Genomic DNA, 17617 nt, shown 5'->3' on the forward strand with positions numbered 1-17617 from the left:
CTTCCTCAATATGCGTGTGTTGGATTAGCTATTCTCTTCGCGGCTAGAGAAAGCATACCCGGACGTGCCGTCAGATTTTTCAAATGTGGGAAGCCGTGCAGCAACCTCTCAATTGCCTCTTCGATCTCTGCAACGGGGTACGACGGCGCCGCAAGACGCAGGTTTTGTACTTTGCCCCTTTCACTGGCGAAATCAAGCACGGTCGCTTGGACCTGCTGCGCATCCGCCTCCTTATGGTACCAACCGTAGAAATGACCAGTTGACGAAAAGGCAACCGCCGAGTCCTCAGCCGACTCTTGTGTCAAAACTACTTCGGAGTCTGTCATATCAGCTCGAAGGGGTGTGAACGATCGACGCAGGTATACCGTAACCGTCATTGTCGATTGCAAGGATGACCAAGCCGCCAAGTAAATTGCTGCGGTAACTTTCGCCGCGATTTCATCCGCCGTTTCGCCTTTTGCCGGTTGCGCGCGTGGAACCCAGCGCGCCAGATTTATGTCGGCGACCTTCGAGTCAGTCTGGGCAACTCGCAACTTAAACGATGAATAACTCTCAACCGACTGCTCGTCCAAGGGATCCAATAGAAAGAGCTTGACAATTCGCGGATGGCCACTTATCCGAGCCGCGTCCACAAGGACGGGTAGTACCGCAGCCGTTACGAACGTCGCAGTGTTCCCAAGAAACACATAGTTTCGGCTACGCCGAGCATTCTTTAGGAGACGTTCGGTGATGGACTCGGGCGATACTTCAATCACTCTATCGCGAGGATCTATAAACGCCACGATCCACCGATAGGTTAGCGCTAATATCAAGGCCGCGAACGCGCCGGCGATCAGATTTTCCAAAACCGATCTAACTAACGTAAAGTTCTGCTTCCAAAAGGGGGAAATGGCTTTGTCATCAATGAGATTGGCGATCTGAAAATCGAGCATATACAGCGCGATACCGATCAAGATCACTACTCCGACTGAAGCCGCGACCTGTCGTGAAGCGTGCGGCAAGTCGTCTGCCAGAAAGTCTTTGCTCATTTTTCCCGTTTAGCGTGGATTTGAATTTTCGGGATTGTAGAGCATCGACGCGTCCGCGCATCGTGCAGCGCAAAGCGACTTTACGGGCCTCGTGAAAGACGATCACCTAAGGGCGGCCTGTCTCTACCAAATGAGAAACACGTTGCAACAAGGGGACGTTGTCGGTTCGAAGGCCATCACAACGCGCAGCTCAGAATTGTCAGCAGCAGCACCTCCCACGAAACAGCATATCCGGCAACCTTTGCCTCTCGATCAACGCTTTCCGCTGTTGTCGTGGTGACAGGCGTTGGCACGGAACGTTGACCAAGTCGTCGCTGGCTGAGATGACAAAGGGTCAGTCGAACCTGACCCTTTGCTTTGATAGGCGAAAAATCAAGGGCCAGGGCCCTATCGAAGGACGCGACAGCAAACCGAGAAGAGCACTGACCCGTGCGTTATCCGGCCAGTCTCATCATTTCGGTTTTTCTAGTCTCACGAACTGCGCTGCAGTCTCATGAATTCCGTTTTCCTGCAGCAACTACCCTCAAACATCAATATTCCCCGCCCGCAACGCATTAGACTCAATGAAAGCCCTACGCGGCTCCACATCATCGCCCATGAGGGTCGTGAAAATACCGTCGGCCGCAATAGCATCCTCAATCTGCACGCGAAGCAAACGACGCACAGCCGGATCCATCGTCGTCTCCCAAAGCTGCTCAGGATTCATCTCGCCGAGGCCTTTGTAGCGCTGCTTGGAAATATTCCGCTCAGCATCCGCCAGCAGCCACTTCATAGCGCTCTTGAAGTCGGTCACAGCCATACTCCGCTCACCACGTTTAATGACAGCCCCAGTCCCAATCAACCCCTTAAACGTATTAGCGGTATTGATCAGCTGTTGGTAATCAGCGGTCAGCTGAAAATCTTCATCCAGCACAGAAATCTTCTGATTCCCGTGATGCGTCCGAGCAACCCGCAGCGAGCGCAGCTCACGCACCGGGTCATACATCGTCGTAACCGTGACTTCAGGCTTCAGCGCATCATCCCGCAACTTAGCCTCAAGCGCCTTAGCCGAAGCCTCAGCCGCCGCCTCACTGGAGAGATCAACCACAACCCCATCCATCACAGCCTCGAGCGCCCCAGCGTCATACAACCGGCTCAACCGATTAACCACCGCCTGCGCAAGCAAATAAGCCCGAGCCAACTCACCCAACGCATCACCGGTAATTGGCGTAGCGCCTTCAGAAGCCAACAGCTCCGACCCCTGCAACGCCAGCTTCAGAATGTGAGCATTGACCTCAGCCTCATCCTTCAAATACCGCTCATCCTTACCCGCCTTGATCTTGAACAGCGGCGGCTGCGCGATATAGATATACCCGCGCTCGATCATGTCCGGCATCTGACGATAGAAGAACGTCAGCAGCAGCGTCCGGATGTGCGCGCCGTCCACGTCAGCATCGGTCATGATGATGATGCGGTGATAACGCAGCTTGTCGAGGTTGTAGTCTTCCTTGCCGATCCCGCATCCGAGCGCGGTAATCAACGTCACAATCTGCTCCGAAGAAAGCAGCTTGTCATACCGCGCCTTCTCGACGTTCAGCACCTTACCCCGCAGCGGCAAGATTGCCTGAAACTTCCGATCCCGCCCCTGCTTCGCCGACCCGCCTGCCGAGTCACCCTCGACGATATAAATTTCCGACTTCGCCGGATCCTTCTCCTGGCAATCCGCCAGCTTCCCAGGCAAACCGACGCCATCCAGCACGCCCTTACGCCGCGTCATCTCACGCGCTTTCCGAGCCGCATCCCGCGCCCGCGCCGCATCAACAATCTTGCCGCAAATGATCTTCGCGTCGTTCGGCGTTTCCAGCAAAAATTCCTCGAGCGCCTTCGCGACCACATCTTCCACCGGCGCGCGCACTTCCGACGACACCAGCTTGTCCTTGGTCTGCGCGCTGAACTTCGGCTCCGGCACCTTCACCGACAGCACGCACGACAACCCTTCGCGCATATCATCACCAGACGTCTCGACCTTCGCTTTCTTCGCGACTTCGTGATCGTTGATGTACTTGTTCAACACGCGCGTCATCGCCGCACGCAACCCGGTCAGGTGCGTGCCGCCGTCGCGCTGCGGAATGTTGTTCGTGAAGCACAGCACGTTTTCGTTGTAGCTGTCGTTCCACTGCATCGCCACTTCCACGCCCACGCCGTCTTTCTCGCCGCTGATGTGGAAAATGTTCGGGTGCAGCACGGCCTTGTTCTTGTTGATGTACTCGACAAAGCCCTTCACGCCGCCCACGAATGCGAAATCTTCTTCCTTGCCCGTGCGCTGGTCGGTCAGCTTGATCCGCACGCCGTTATTCAGGAACGACAGTTCGCGAATCCGCTTGGCCAGAATGTCGTAGTGATACTCGATGTTGCCGAAGATCGTCTCGTCGGCGAGGAAGTGCACTTCGGTGCCGCGGTTCTCGGTGTCGCCCGTCACCTGGATCGGCGAGACCATCACGCCGTCGATCTCTTCGAGCACGCGGTTCTGCGGCACGCCACGGTGGAATTCCATGAAGTGCTTCTTGCCGTCGCGGCGAATGGTCAAACGCAACCAGGCCGACAGCGCGTTCACGCAAGAAACGCCCACGCCGTGCAGGCCGCCCGACACCTTGTAGCTGTTCTGGTCGAACTTGCCGCCGGCGTGCAGCTCCGTCATCACGATTTCAGCGGCGCTGCGCTTCGGATCGTGCTTGTCGTCCATCTTCAGACCGGTCGGCACACCGCGGCCGTTGTCGGTGATCGAAATGGAATTGTCCGCGTGGATGATCACCTGAATGTCGTTGCAATGCCCGGCCAACGCTTCGTCGATGGAGTTGTCCAGCACTTCGAATACGAGGTGGTGCAAACCGGTCCCGTCCGATGTATCCCCGATGTACATCCCCGGCCGCTTGCGCACCGCCTCCAGACCTTCGAGGATCTGAATCGAGGATGCGCCGTAGCTGTTGTCGGGTTGCGAATTGTTCAGTTCAGTCATGGATTTTTTCCGGTTCTGCGTTGCTGCAAGGTTGCTGCTCGGGACTTTTCAAAACACCATAAAAACGCCAAAGGGGCACTGCGCCCCTTGGTGTTGTTCTTAGGTTTTCGCCGCGTTAGATGCGCATCGGCATCACGACGTACTTGAATTCGTCGTTCTCGGGAATCGTGATCAACGCGCTGGAGCTGGCGTCGCCCAGGCTCACTTGCAACATGTCGACCTTCAGGTTCGCGAGCACGTCGAGCAGATACGTGACGTTGAACCCGATATCGACGCTGTCGCCGGTGTAAGCGATTTCCAGTTCTTCCTGCGCCTCTTCCTGATCGGCGTTGGTGGACATGATCTTCAGCTGGCCCGGCTCGATAATGCAGCGCACGCCCTTGAATTTGTCCGAGGTCAGAATCGCGGCACGTTGCAGCGAGCGCTGCAGTTCTTCACGGCCGATCACGAACTGATTCTTGTGCGACTTCGGAATCACGCGCTGGAAGTCGGGGAATTTGCCTTCCACCAGCTTCGACACCAGTTCGACCTGGCCGAACGTGAACTTGACCTGCGTCTGCGCGATGTCGATCTTCAGCGTGTCATCGATATCTTCCAGCAGGCGCTGCAGTTCCAGAATCGTCTTGCGCGGAATGATCACTTCCTGACGCGAGAACGAGCCTTCAATCTTCATGGACGAAAACGCCAGACGGTGGCCGTCCGTCGCGACCGCCATCAGCTGGTCGCCGTCCACCACCAGCAGCATGCCGTTCAGGTAGTAGCGGATGTCCTGCTGGGCCATCGAAAAATGGACCATGCCAAGCAGCTGGCGGAACGTCTTTTGCGGAACCACGAGGTTCGCGCCGTAGTCTTTGGCTTGCGCGACGGTCGGGAATTCGTCAGCGGCGAGGGTTTGCAGCGCAAAGCGGCTCTTGCCGGATTGCACGGTCAAACGCTTGTCGTTCAGCGTGAGCGTGACCTGCCCGTCGGGCATGGCGCGCAGAATGTCGAGGAGCTTTCTTGCTGCCACCGTGGTCGCCACCGAATCGCCGCCCACGCCGAAATCCGCACGCGTGGTGATCTGCAATTCGAGGTCGGTCGACAGGAACGACACGTCCGGGCCGTTCTTGGTAATCAGCAAATTGGCGAGGATCGGCAACGTATGGCGGCGTTCGACGATGCCGCTCACAGTTTGCAGCGGCCTGAGGAGGTTATCGCGTTCGGTCTTGACCAGTTGCATAGAGTTCCTTCGTTGATATAACGGCCTGCGCGCCTTGCCTGCCAAGCTTTCCGGCACGCAGCCGCGGCTCCCCGCCGGCGCCACGCAGCGCCTGTCACGGCGTGAAATCCGCCCGCGGCCGCCGGGCGGTTAAACCTGTATTGTGCCTGAAAACGGAACCGCCTCACTAAAATGGGGGCGAGTTCCGAAATAAACAGGTCGATTTTTTTGTCCGGGCCGCTTAGCCCTTCAAGGTCTGTTCCAGCACGTGCAATTCGTGGTTCAGTTGCGCGTCCTTGCTGCGCTCATCCGCAATCTTGCGCACCGCGTGCAGCACCGTGGTGTGGTCGCGCCCGCCGAACAGCTCGCCGATCTCCGGCAAGCTCTTCTGGGTCAGCTCCTTCGCCAGATACATAGCGATCTGCCGCGGCCGCGCAATGTTCGCCGGACGCTTCTTCGAATACATATCCGCGACCTTGATGCTGTAGAAGTCAGCCGTGGTCTTCTGGATGTTTTCCACCGAAATCTGCCGGTTCTGTACCGTCAGCAGGTCTTTCAGCGCTTCTTTCGTCACTTCAATCGTGATTTCGCGGCCGTGGAACTTCGAGTACGCGAGGATCTTGCGCAGCGCGCCTTCGAGTTCACGCACGTTCGAGCGCAAGTGCTTCGCGACGAAGAACGCGACGTCTTCATTCAGGCTCACGAACTCCGATTGCGCCTTGCGCATCAGAATCGCCACCCGCATTTCCAGCTCGGGCGGCTCGATCGCCACCGTCAGGCCGGAGTCGAAGCGCGAGATCAGGCGGTCGTCGATACCCGAAATTTCCTTCGGATACGTGTCGCTGGTGATGATCACCTGCGCCTTGTTCGCCACCAGCGCCTCGAACGCGTAGAAGAATTCCTCTTGTGTGCGCGACTTGCCTGAGAAAAATTGAATATCGTCGATCAGCAGCAGGTCGAGCGAGTGGTAATAGCGCTTGAAATCGTCGAACGCCTTGCGCTGGTACGCCTTCACCACGTCGGACACATACTGTTCCGCGTGAATGTAGCGAATCCGCGCGCCGGCCTTGTCCATCAGAAGCTGGTTGCCGATCGCGTGAATCAGGTGAGTCTTGCCCAGACCCACGCCGCCATACAGGAACAGTGGGTTGTACGAGATGCCCGGGTTGTCCGCGACCTGGATCGCCGCGGCGCGCGCCAGCTGGTTGGCCTTACCGGTCACGAAGTTGTCGAACGTCAGAACCGGGTTCAGCTTGGAGCGCTCGTACATCGAGTCGTTGTCGCCGCTACCCGCGGCGCCCGCGCCCTGGCCCGGACGCCACGTGCGGCGGGCCGCGGCGCGTTCGTTCGCGTCGAGGCTGGGGAGGTCGAGGTCGGCGGCATCGTCAGCGGCTGCGGCCGCTGCACGCGCATTGGCGTTCTGTTCGGCCGCCGCGCGTGCATTCGCGTTGAGGTTTGCCATCGCGCTGTTTGCGCTACCCATGCGCGCGGCCTGCGCTGCCTGCACGGCGCCGACGGCGGCGTCCACCGCTGCCGCAACGCCGGCGTTACCGGCGAGCGAGCCTGGCGAGGAAGCTGGACGTGCCGGTGCCGGCGCGGCTGGCGCGGGCGCGCGCATGCCGGCTTTCGGATCCAGCACGAATTGCACGTCGACCGGAGCGTGCCAGAAATCGCGGGCCATATCCGCGATACGTCCGGAGAACTGGCTCTTGACCCAGTCGAGCTTGAAACGGTTCGGCGCGGCGATGCTAAGCGTGTTCGCAGCGGCGTCGAAGGCGACCGGGGCCAACGGTTTGATCCACGTCACATACTGCTGGGGCGTAAGCTCACGCTCCAGCAATGCGGAACAGTGTTGCCAGAAATCGTTCATCGAGTTGCTGTCGTTATGGTGTGCACGGCGGTTCGCCGCTGCCCCTGTCGCGCGTACGCAACAAGGCCCTGAGCAGCCGGACAAACCAGGCGCAATGGCCCCAGGCGCTTGTGCCACAAGGGTTTGCGGGTCAAGCGAGCCGGAGCGGCGTGCAGCATTTTTGGGAAGTAAGGCGAGATTCTAACGCCAAATCGGAGCCGAAAGGGAGTTATCCACAGGGCCTGATCACCTGGCGAATCGGACCCGGCGCGCGGCTGAACCAGGCTAAACTATTGACGGCCAACGGTAAACGGGTTTAAATAGCGGGTTCCGCGAAAACCAATTCAGTAAACCTCCGGCCATTGCGCTTTCAGCGATGATCGCGCGGTTATTTTTCGATCAAGTGAGAGCAACATGAAACGTACTTACCAACCTTCCGTTACCCGTCGCAAGCGCACCCACGGCTTCCGCGTTCGCATGAAGACCGCAGGTGGCCGCAAGGTCATCAACGCACGTCGCGCGAAGGGCCGCAAGCGCCTCGCCATCTAAGGCAGGCTAGCGGATTGCGCGCTGTGACTGGTGCCCGCGTTGAAGCGGGAACGGCTGGGGCGCAGCAACCGGGCTCGGTTCCGTTGCGAGCGCAAGCCGCCTTCCCCAAAGCCGCAAGGCTGCTGAAAACGGATGAATTTTCATCCGTTTTTCGTTTGCGCCCGTGGCGCCGCACCGCGCACTTCGTGGTGTACGGCCGGCCCACCGGCAACGACGCTCGCTTAGGGCTAGTGATCGGCAAGAAGTATGCGCCGCGCGCGGCCACGCGTAATCTGGTGCGTCGAATCGCGCGTGAGGCCTTCCGGCTTCGTCGCGAAGAATTCGGCGGTTGGGATGTGCTGCTGCGTTTGCACACGCGCTTCGACAAGAAAGCTTTGCCGAGCGCTTCGTCGCCGCCGTTGAGGGCGCTGTGCCGCAGCGAAATCGAGGCGTTGCTCGACAAGGCAGCGCGCGAAGTTGTCCGTCGCCAGGCGCCGCCCGCGGAAGCGCCCAAGACGGAATGATGCTCAAGTGACAGCCCGCCTTGCAGCCCTGCTGCGCGGGCGTCGCCCGGTACTTCACGTTGCGCGGCGCCGTCCGGCCGCACCAGCCATGCAAACGGTACTCTTCGCTTTATTGCGTTTCTACAAGGTTGCCATCAGCCCCATGCTTGGCAACCGGTGCCGTTTTTACCCTTCCTGCTCTGATTACGCGCGCGAAGCAATCCAGTATCATGGCGCCGCGCGCGGGACTTATCTCGCCGCCAGGCGTATTTGCCGCTGCCACCCGTTTTCCGCGGGCGGCGTCGATCTCGTCCCGCCACCCACTTCTGAAAAGCGCTGACGCGCCGTTCCATCGACACTGAGACAACGCATGGATATCAAACGCACCGTCCTATGGGTCATCTTTTTCATGTCAGCGGTCATGCTGTTCGACAACTGGCAACGCGACCACGGACGCCCGTCGATGTTCTTCCCGAGCAGCACACCGACGCAAACCGTCGCTAGCGCCACACCGGGAACCACGACGCCGGGAACCCAGCCCGCCGATCTGCCGGCCACGAACGCAGCCGCACCGGGCAACGCGCCGGCGGCAACGCAATCGCAACTGGTCAAGTTCAGCACCGACGTCTATAGCGGCGAAATCGACACCCGCGGCGGCACGCTGTCGAAGCTGTCGCTCATCAAGCAAGGCGACGGCAAGACGCCGGATCTCGTCATCACGCTGTTCGACCGCACCGCGAACCACACGTATCTCGCGCGCACGGGCCTGCTCGGCGGCGATTTCCCGAACCACAACGACATCTTCACCCCGCTGCCGAACCAGCCGCACGACCTCACGGGCGACGCCAAGTCGTTCCAGCTCAGCTTCGAGTCGCCGGAGAAAGGTGGCGTGAAGGTCATCAAGACCTACACGTTCACGCGCGGCAGCTACGTGATTGGCGTGGACACGAAGATCCAGAACGTCGGCACGGCGCCGGTGAGCCCGTCGGTCTATATGGAGCTGGTGCGTGACGACACGCCGGTGGAAACGCCGCGCTTCTCGCACACCTTCATCGGACCGGCTGTCTACACCGACCAGCATCATTTCCAGAAAATGACGTTCGGCGACATCGACAAGAACAAGCAGGATTACGCGACCTCGGCCGACAACGGCTGGATTGCGATGGTCCAGCACTACTTCGCGTCGGCCTGGATTCCGCAGCAAGGTGCCAAGCGCGACATCTACGTCGAGAAGATCGATCCGACGCTGTATCGCGTCGGCGTGAAGCAGCCGGTGGCAACCATCGCTCCGGGCCAAACCGTCGACGTCTCCGCGCGCCTGTTCGCCGGTCCGGAAGAAGAGCGCATGCTCGAAGGCATCGCGCCGGGTCTGGAACTGGTGAAGGACTACGGCTGGGTCACGATCATCGCGAAGCCGCTGTTCTGGCTGCTGGAGAAGATCCACAGCTATGTCGGCAATTGGGGCTGGTCGATCGTCCTGCTCACGCTGTTGATCAAGGCGGTGTTCTTCCCGCTGTCGGCTGCGAGCTACAAGTCGATGGCGCGCATGAAGGCGATCACGCCGCGCATGCAGGCGCTGCGCGAACGCTTCAAGGGCGATCCGCAGAAGATGAACGCCGCGCTGATGGAGCTGTACAAGACCGAGAAGGTCAATCCGTTCGGCGGCTGTCTGCCGGTCGTGATTCAGATTCCGGTGTTCATCTCGCTGTACTGGGTGCTGCTGTCGTCGGTGGAAATGCGCGGCGCGCCGTGGATGCTGTGGATTCACGATCTGTCGCAGCAAGACCCGTTCTTCATCCTGCCGGTGCTGATGGCCGTCTCGATGTTCCTGCAGACCAAGCTGAACCCGACGCCGCCGGACCCGGTTCAAGCCAAGATGATGATGTTCATGCCGATCGCGTTCTCGGTCATGTTCTTCTTCTTCCCGGCCGGTCTGGTGCTGTACTACGTCGTGAACAACGTGCTGTCGATCGCCCAGCAGTACTACATCACGCGGATGATGGGGCAGTCGAAGGTCAAAGCGGCCTGATGTTTTGCCTGAGGCGGGCGGAAACGCCCGCTGGCAGCAAGGCACACGCTGGCTGAGAGAACAGCGGTTAAGAAAAAGCCGCCCGGTTTGCACCGGGCGGCTTTTTTCATGGTCGGTTCTGGATCACATGGTGCGACGCACCGCCTACTCTTCTTCCGCGTCCTCACCATAAAAGCGCACGATCATCTCTTCGACCAGAAAGCGATCTTTCGGCGTAAGCGACTGGATCTTGGAAGCGAGTTCGATCGTCTCAGGTGTCGGCGGATATTTCTCGCCACGCGCCAGTGGTCTCGCACTCGTACCCGGCGGCGGTCCATAGTGAAGCCAATGCTCCTTCACGTTCAGCCATTCGGCGAGCGCACGCAACTTATCGGGCTTGGGAATCGTCGTACCGGAGAGCCACTTATGAGCGGTTTGCGGCGTCACCTCACGCTCACCGCGGTAGCGAAGATTGAATTGCTCGGCGAGCTTGGTCCCGCCGCGGATCTTGAGCGGCTCCAGCAGGTCCTTCAACCGTTTGGCGAAGGCGGCTTTTTCTTTGTTGGTCGGCATGGGCCAGATTGTGCAATTCAGAGTCCGGCCTGTTGACAACCAAGCAAGTTTCGTTTTAGCGTATTTGAGATAGATTTAGCTTGCAGCCCGCTTCAGACAAAGCTTCCAACGAATTGTATTTTTTTGATCTTTTCCTTATCTAGCCGCCATCTTCGCGATTTCTCCGTCTCACCAAGTCCAATTTATTCTGTGGTTGAGCAGTAGAAATCCTAGCTTAATTGAGATAAATCCAAAATCGTCTTAATGCAGCCGCGAACGTGACGAGCGGCGGAGGTGCGGTGCGGTCGTCGCATGCGCCCGCGTTACAATGCCTCGCGCCGTGTCGATCGTCGCCGCGCATCCCTCTATCTCCGTTTTTGCCACGCTTTTATGCTCACCACCGATTTCGATCCCATCGTCGCCATTGCCACCGCGCCCGGTCGAGGCGGCATCGGTGTCGTGCGGATTTCGTTCGGCCGAGCGGGCGAAGCCGCGGCTCAACCGCTGATGCAGGCGCTCACCGGTCAGGCGCTCGCGCCGCGCCACGCGAGCTATGTGCCGTTCCTCGACGCCAGCGGCAATGCGCTCGATCGCGGCATCGCGCTGTACTTTCCGGCGCCGCATTCCTACACCGGTGAACACGTGCTGGAATTGCAGGGGCACGGCGGTCCGGTCGTGCTGCAACTCGTGCTGCAGCGCTGCATCCACGCAGGCCGCGCGTTCGGCCTGCGCCTTGCCGAACCGGGTGAATTCACGCGTCGGGCGTTCCTGAATGACAAGCTGGATCTGGCGCAGGCCGAGGCCGTTGCAGACCTGATCGAGGCCAGCACTGAAGCCGCCGCACGTTCGGCGGGCCGCTCGCTCGACGGCGCGTTTTCGCGCGACATTCACGCGCTGGTCGAAGAGGTGATCACGCTGCGCATGCTGGTCGAAGCCACGCTCGATTTCCCCGAGGAAGAGATCGACTTCCTGGAAGCCGCCGACGCCCGCGGCAAGCTCACCCGCATTCGCGAGCGCCTCGCGCACGTGCTGAGCGAAGCGCGGCAAGGGGCGTTGCTGCGCGAAGGGTTGTCGGTGGTGCTCGCGGGGCAGCCGAACGTCGGCAAGTCGTCGCTGCTGCATGCGCTGGCCGGCGCGGAGCTGGCCATCGTCACGCCGATCGCCGGCACGACGCGTGACAAGGTCGCGCAGACCATCCAGATCGAAGGCATTCCGCTGCATGTGATCGACACCGCCGGCCTGCGCGATACCGAAGACGAGGTCGAAAAAATCGGCATTGCGCGCACGTGGAGCGAGATCGAACGCGCTGACGTGGTGCTGCATCTGCTCGACGCACGCACCGGCATGACCGGCGAAGACGAGACAATCGCCGGGCGCTTTCCTGGCGGTGTGCCGGTGGTGCGTGTGTTGAACAAGACGGATCTGATCGGCCTCGCGCCTGCTGCAAGGCCGCTCGACGCTGACCTCGACCTCAGCGAAGTGCGGCTGTCGGCCAAGCAAGGTGATGGCGTTGCACTGTTGCGCGAAGAGTTGTTGCGGATCGCCGGCTGGCAGGCCGGAGCGGAGAGCGTCTACCTGGCGCGCGAGCGGCATCTGATTGCACTGCGCGCAGCCGAGGAGCACCTGGAAACCGCAGCCGCGCACGCCGATCAGAACTCGCAAGCGCTAGATCTGTTCGCGGAAGAACTGCGGCTCGCACAAGATCAACTGAACTCGATCACCGGCGAATTCAGCTCGGACGACCTGCTCGGAGTGATTTTTAGCAGGTTCTGTATTGGAAAGTAGGCGAGAGTCGGGTACTCGGTCATTATGCTTAATACAAAAGGCTTTGGTCGCCATATCGGACTCGTCTTTGTAGACCCTCAGCCCATGTCGGTTGACCCAAAATCCACTGAATCTTTGGTACACAAGCGATATACGGTTTAGAATCACCGCTGTCCGCATATCGGCCACCCAAAGCATGCCCCGCCTAGCCGTCCCGCTCACCGAAGCCCAGATCCGCGCGCTCGAACCGCGCGCCACACGCTATTGCGTCGCTGACGGCAACGGCCTCGTCATCGAAGTCATGACAACCGGCACCAAGGTGTGGCGCTTCCGCTATACGCTGGACGGCCAGCGCCAGCCACTCGTCACCATCGGCGACTACCGGATGATCTCGTTGCGCGTTGCGCGGGCCAAGGCGCAGAAGTATGCGGAGCTGGTCGCGCAAGGCCTGTCGCCGGTCTCCACGGCGCGGCGCGACCGGGGCGCCGAAAGCAAAGCCGACCTCCTGCGCGAGGCCGCCGAGCTCTATCTCGCCACGGAAATGGCGGGCAAGTCGGAGGAATATCGGCGCACCACGCGGCGGGCGCTCGACAAGGACGTGCTGCCCGCCATCGGCAACATGCCGATCAAGGCCGTCACCGCAGAGCACATCGTCGCCATATGCGAACGGATCAAAAGCCGCGGCTCGCCGAAGATGGCGTTGCATACACGCCACGTGATCAAGCGACTCTTCGCCTATCTGATGGCCCGGCAGCTCGCGACCCGCAATCCGGCGGAGGTGGTGCCTGCCCGCTCGATTGCCACCTTCGACAGCCGTGCTCGCGTGCTCTCGGGTGATGAGATCGGCATCATGCTCCGCTCAATCGACGCGTCGAGCATTCGCCGGCCGCTCAAGCTGGCGCTGCACCTGCTCGTCCTGACGATGGTGCGCAAATCCGACCTCGTGGAAGCGACATGGACGGAGTTCGATCTGGACCGCGCGCTGTGGACGCTCCCCGCCGCACGTCTGAAGAAAGACCGCGATCAGCTCGTGCCACTTTCGCGGCAGGCGGTTTTCATGCTGCGCGAACTCCAGTACCCCAGGGCCAGCCGCAATTTCGTTTTCCCTAGCGTGCGCGGCAATGACCGGCCGATCGCCAAAAGCACGTTGAATCAGGCAGTCAAGGCACTCGGGCTCGACGTGGAGCATTTTGTCCTGCATGACTTCCGGCGCACGGCGGCCGCGCACTTGCGCGAGCTTGCGCAGCAACCGGACGCGCTAAACAGCAACTCGGCAGAGACGCCTCAGAACGGCGAGCAAGACGCGGATGCGGACAATGCCACGGAACCGCGCCGCAGCATGCAGCGTTGGGCGGACTTTGTCGATGCGCAGATTGAAAGCGGTCGCCAAGCGGCGCTCGGCACGCCCTGACGGACCGCGCCACAGATTTGGCATTCGCTACGCCAACCATCGAAATCACGAATTTTATTGGTACACATATTCCAAAGGCTCGATTACAACCCACTGTTTTAAACAGATAATTTCGTTTTTTGCTAGGTTTTAAAGGTGAGGAATCAAGTGCCAAATAGCCCTGCCACGTGCGCTTCACGTCGCCCTTCCCTCCCGCGTTTCATCGCCTAAACTGAAGGCTGGACGCAACTCGACACGGAGGCTCCCATGTCCGAATCCTTGATGGCTTATTTGCTGGGGCCCGTCGTCATGCTGCTTGTCGGCGTTGTCATCTGGGCGGCGTCCCGCTATCACCACAAGGCTGGCCCGCAAAGAATCGAGCGCTGGCTCGACACGCACTATGCGGAGTGGCTGCATCACAAGCACTAAGCGGCACACGAAATGAAAAGGCCGTCGCGCAATTGCGACGGCCTTTCTGTCTATGGCGCGCGCCTGCATGAGGCGCGGCGCGCGATCACCAACCCGGTTGAGGCTGCTGCGGATACCAGTCCTGTGCGGGCGGCGGTGCTCCGCACGCCACATAGCCGCGCTGGTACTGGTCATAGCAGTATCCCGGCGGCGGCCCCGCATAGACCGGCGCGGGCTGATACGCCGGCTGTGCATAAACGGGCTGCTGGTACGCGACCACCGGCGCCGGATTGAGCACCGAGGTCACCACCGCCCCCAGCACGGCACCGCCGATCAGCGCACCCACGACATCGCCACCATCACCATGAGCCGAAGCTTGCCCCGCGACGCTCAGGCTCCCAATCATCACCAACGCCACTGCGATCTTTTTCATGTTTGACTCCCGCCGTTCAGGCATGGAGCAGATTGTGGCTGGCGCGCGCAGAAATAGATGCTGCAAGTGGTAACGGGGCATTACCCGTGTAACGCATAGCCGAGTTAGCTGGCTGCACCGGTCCTCAGCGGCGAAAGAAAAAACGCGTCGCCGCTCATGAATTTTCTGACGTGATGGCTCCGCCGTCTGATGGTCCAGCCGAGGCTCTCTTCATAGAATCGACATGCAGTTGCTGGTGGCTGAACGCGACAACCGCCGCCTTCCTGCACAACTTTTCAAGGGAGCGACAATGACGAATCACACTTTTGACGGCATCAAGCAAGTCAGCGAGCACCATATTGAGTTCTGGTCGGCGCGAGAACTCCAGCCGCTTCTCGAATACTCGACGTGGGACAAGTTCAAGCGTGTTATTGAAAAGGCCAGCGAGGCGTGCGAGCGCTCCGGCCATCGCGTCGCGGACCATTTTTCCCAAGTGGGAAAAATGGTTGAACTGGGCTCCGGTGCGCAGCGTACAGTCGAAGACTTCCGGCTTTCCCGCTACGCCTGCTACCTCGTCGTACAGAACGGCGATCCCTCCAAGCCCGTGATTGCAAACGGTCAGACCTACTTTGCTATTCAGACGCGGCGTCAGGAAATTGGGGACGAGAAGGCGTTCGCCGGAATGGTGGAAGATCAGCGTCGACTGATGCTGCGAGGCGAACTGACACATCACAACAAGAAGCTCAGCGCCGCCGCCAGGAATGCTGGCGTGCAAACCACGCTCGACTACGCGGTCTTCCAGGACCACGGCTATCGTGGTCTCTACGGCGGCTTGAGCGCCAAGGAGATTCACGTGCACAAGCGCTTGAAGAGGAGCCAGAAAATTCTCGATCACATAGGTAGCACCGAGCTCGCCGCCAACCTTTTCCGCGCAACACAGACCGAAGACAAACTCCGGCGCGACGGTGTGCAAGGCAAGCTGCACGCGAATCAGACGCACTTCGAAGTGGGCGGCAAAGTTCGGGACACGATCCGCGAACTCGGCGGAACCATGCCCGAAGCGCTGCCGACGCCAAAGACAAGCATTCGCCAGCTTGCGCGGGAAAGCAAAAAATCAGAAAACTGATTCCGCAAGACTTGCCGTGTCCATCACCAGAAGTAAATTGACGCCCGCGCCCCCGATCCCCCGATCAATGTAGAATCCGCCGCATAACCCGTCGGAAAAATCCGACGATCCATCAAGCTTTCCGACCCGTCGATCTCAATCCGGACCACGTCGACAACCCCCGGTCGAGAAAAGCCAAAGTAAGGGGCGTGCGCGTGAAACAATGGACCATCCGGCAACGGATTTTGTGCAGCTTCGGCATCGTGCTGATTGTGATGCTGGCAATGGCAATCGTCACATTCGAGCAGCTCGGCGGCATTGACCGCGACGCGCGGAGCCAGCAGCAGGACTCCATGCCGGGCCTCTACTACGCCACGGCCATGCGCGCGGCCTGGTTCGAGAACTACAGCGTCACGCAGCGCCTCATCTATGCCGACGCGGACCCCGAGTCCTTCAAACGCGACACCGCGCGTCTGCAGGAAACCCAGCAGACGCTGCAGAAGCTGCTCAGCGACTACGGCACGACCATCTTCCGCGAATCGGATCGCGCGCTCTTCAGCGATTTCCGTCAGCAGCACACGCAATACCTGCCGATCCAGACCTCATTGCTGAGCGCGCTGACGAGTTCGAAAGAAGACGCCGCGCGCATCTTCAATACGCAACTCACGCCTGCCTGGGAAACCGGCCGGGTCGCGGTGCGCAAGCTGGTCGACGACAACAAGAGCTACGCCGATCAATCCGCCGAAAGTATTCGCCACTCGGTCGAGACGACCCGCATCGTGCTGCTCGTCATGCTGCTGATTGCCGCTGTCGCCGCGGTGCTGGCTGGTTACTGGCTGCTGCGCGCCGTCACCACGCCGATGGCCAAGGTGCTGCAGGTCGTCGACGTCATGCGCACGGGCGACCTCACGCAACGCCTGCAACTGAATCGCGCGGACGAAATCGGCGCGCTCGAGGCGGGCTTTAACCGCATGACCGACGAGCTCACCGCGCTGGTCGGCCAGGCCCAGAAATCGGCGGTGCAGGTCACCACGTCGGTGACAGAAATCGCCGCGACCTCGCGTGAGCAGCAAGCCACCGCCAACGAAACCGCCGCCACCACCACCGAGATCGGCGCCACGTCGCGTGAAATCTTCGCCACGTCGCGGGATCTGCTGCGCACCATGAACGAAGTCTCGGAAGTGGCCAGCGAATCCGCGGCGCTCGCGGGCACCGGTCACGCCGGCCTCACCCGCATGGAAGAAACCATGCGCCTCGTGATGGAAGCGGCCGGCTCGGTCAACGCCAAACTCGCGATCCTCAACGAGAAGGCCAGCAACATCAACCAGGTCGTCGCCACCATCACCAAGGTCGCGGATCAGACCAATCTGCTCTCGCTGAATGCGGCGATCGAAGCGGAAAAAGCCGGCGAATACGGCCGCGGCTTCGCGGTCGTGGCGACGGAGATCCGCCGCCTTGCCGATCAAACCGCCGTGGCGACCTACGACATCGAACAGATGGTGAAAGAGATTCAATCCGCGGTCGCGGCCGGTGTGATGGGCATGGACAAGTTCTCTGAAGAAGTGCGGCGCGGCATGCTCGACGTGCAGAACGTGGGCGGCCATCTCACGCAGATCATCCAGCAGGTGCAGCAGCTCGCACCGCGCTTCTCGATGGTCAACGAAGGCATGCAGACGCAGGCCACCGGCGCCGAGCAGATCACCCAGGCGTTGACGCAGCTCTCCGAGGCCGCGCAACAGACGGCGGAATCGCTGCGCCAGTCGACCCAGGCAATCGACGATCTGACGCACGTCGCCAACAGCCTGCGCACCGGCGTGTCGCGCTTCAAGGTGGCGGCCTGACGGCCCGCGGCGCATTACCCGAAGCCGCCCGCCGCA

Annotated in this window: 15 protein-coding genes; 9 read left to right on the forward strand and 6 right to left on the reverse strand. The window is 60.3% G+C overall.

Annotated features, from left to right (window positions below; genetic code table 11):
- Positions 1–5: 5 nt before the first annotated feature.
- From A6V37_RS09215 to dnaA, 4 genes are all read right to left on the reverse strand, one after another.
- Positions 6–1028, reverse strand: a complete 1023-nt coding sequence (locus A6V37_RS09215) for a hypothetical protein (RefSeq protein ID WP_064266953.1) — start codon at positions 1026–1028, stop codon at positions 6–8.
- A 523-nt stretch (positions 1029–1551) separates the two neighbouring features.
- Entirely contained in the window at positions 1552–4023 is a 2472-nt protein-coding gene (gene gyrB / locus A6V37_RS09220) for a DNA topoisomerase (ATP-hydrolyzing) subunit B (protein WP_064266954.1), read from the reverse strand.
- A 115-nt stretch (positions 4024–4138) separates the two neighbouring features.
- On the reverse strand, positions 4139–5242 hold the full coding sequence (gene dnaN / locus A6V37_RS09225; protein WP_064266955.1) for a DNA polymerase III subunit beta: 1104 nt from the start codon (positions 5240–5242) through the stop codon (positions 4139–4141).
- A 220-nt stretch (positions 5243–5462) separates the two neighbouring features.
- Positions 5463–7091, reverse strand: coding sequence for a chromosomal replication initiator protein DnaA (gene dnaA / locus A6V37_RS09230; protein ID WP_064285930.1), 1629 nt, complete (start codon positions 7089–7091; stop codon positions 5463–5465).
- Between the two features lie 393 nt (positions 7092–7484).
- Here dnaA and rpmH point away from each other — a divergent pair, with 393 nt between their 5' ends.
- From rpmH to yidC, 4 genes are all read left to right on the forward strand, one after another.
- Complete coding sequence (gene rpmH, locus A6V37_RS09235; RefSeq protein WP_004198824.1) at positions 7485–7619, forward strand: 50S ribosomal protein L34; 135 nt, start codon at positions 7485–7487, stop codon at positions 7617–7619.
- A gap of 23 nt (positions 7620–7642) precedes the next feature.
- Positions 7643–8122: a ribonuclease P protein component gene (locus A6V37_RS09240; protein WP_064267189.1), complete on the forward strand. Its 480-nt coding sequence runs from the start codon at positions 7643–7645 to the stop codon at positions 8120–8122.
- Between the two features lie 88 nt (positions 8123–8210).
- Positions 8211–8441: a membrane protein insertion efficiency factor YidD gene (yidD, locus tag A6V37_RS38895; RefSeq protein WP_075643442.1), complete on the forward strand. Its 231-nt coding sequence runs from the start codon at positions 8211–8213 to the stop codon at positions 8439–8441.
- Positions 8442–8471: 30 nt separating this feature from the next.
- Positions 8472–10130: a membrane protein insertase YidC gene (gene yidC, locus A6V37_RS09245; RefSeq protein ID WP_064266957.1), complete on the forward strand. Its 1659-nt coding sequence runs from the start codon at positions 8472–8474 to the stop codon at positions 10128–10130.
- A 144-nt stretch (positions 10131–10274) separates the two neighbouring features.
- Here yidC and A6V37_RS09250 read toward each other — a convergent pair whose 3' ends face one another.
- A complete protein-coding gene (locus A6V37_RS09250; RefSeq protein ID WP_064266958.1) occupies positions 10275–10682 on the reverse strand; it encodes a transcriptional regulator in 408 nt (135 codons plus the stop codon).
- Positions 10683–11051: 369 nt separating this feature from the next.
- On the opposite strand from A6V37_RS09250, the gene mnmE reads away from it, so the two are divergent.
- The 3 genes from mnmE (at position 11052) to A6V37_RS41260 (ending at position 14244) form a co-directional block, all read left to right on the forward strand.
- Positions 11052–12446: a tRNA uridine-5-carboxymethylaminomethyl(34) synthesis GTPase MnmE gene (gene mnmE, locus A6V37_RS09255; RefSeq protein WP_064285957.1), complete on the forward strand. Its 1395-nt coding sequence runs from the start codon at positions 11052–11054 to the stop codon at positions 12444–12446.
- 175 nt (positions 12447–12621) lie between these two features.
- The gene (locus A6V37_RS09260; protein ID WP_064266959.1) at positions 12622–13836 is read left to right on the forward strand and encodes a tyrosine-type recombinase/integrase; all 1215 of its coding nucleotides are present in this window, start codon (positions 12622–12624) and stop codon (positions 13834–13836) included.
- 246 nt (positions 13837–14082) lie between these two features.
- Positions 14083–14244, forward strand: a complete 162-nt coding sequence (locus A6V37_RS41260; RefSeq protein ID WP_165614420.1) for a hypothetical protein — start codon at positions 14083–14085, stop codon at positions 14242–14244.
- 85 nt (positions 14245–14329) lie between these two features.
- Here A6V37_RS41260 and A6V37_RS09265 read toward each other — a convergent pair whose 3' ends face one another.
- Complete coding sequence (locus A6V37_RS09265) at positions 14330–14656, reverse strand: hypothetical protein (RefSeq protein WP_064266960.1); 327 nt, start codon at positions 14654–14656, stop codon at positions 14330–14332.
- Between the two features lie 223 nt (positions 14657–14879).
- Between A6V37_RS09265 and dinD the strand changes: the two genes are divergently transcribed.
- Positions 14880–15761 carry a DNA damage-inducible protein D gene (gene dinD, locus A6V37_RS09270; RefSeq protein WP_242665769.1) on the forward strand — a complete coding sequence of 294 codons (882 nt, stop codon included), beginning with the start codon at positions 14880–14882 and terminating at the stop codon, positions 15759–15761.
- A gap of 194 nt (positions 15762–15955) precedes the next feature.
- Positions 15956–17581 carry a methyl-accepting chemotaxis protein gene (locus A6V37_RS09275; protein ID WP_064267192.1) on the forward strand — a complete coding sequence of 542 codons (1626 nt, stop codon included), beginning with the start codon at positions 15956–15958 and terminating at the stop codon, positions 17579–17581.
- Positions 17582–17617: the final 36 nt, after the last annotated feature.

This window comes from Paraburkholderia ginsengiterrae (assembly GCF_001645125.1).
Lineage (GTDB): Bacteria > Pseudomonadota > Gammaproteobacteria > Burkholderiales > Burkholderiaceae > Paraburkholderia > Paraburkholderia ginsengiterrae.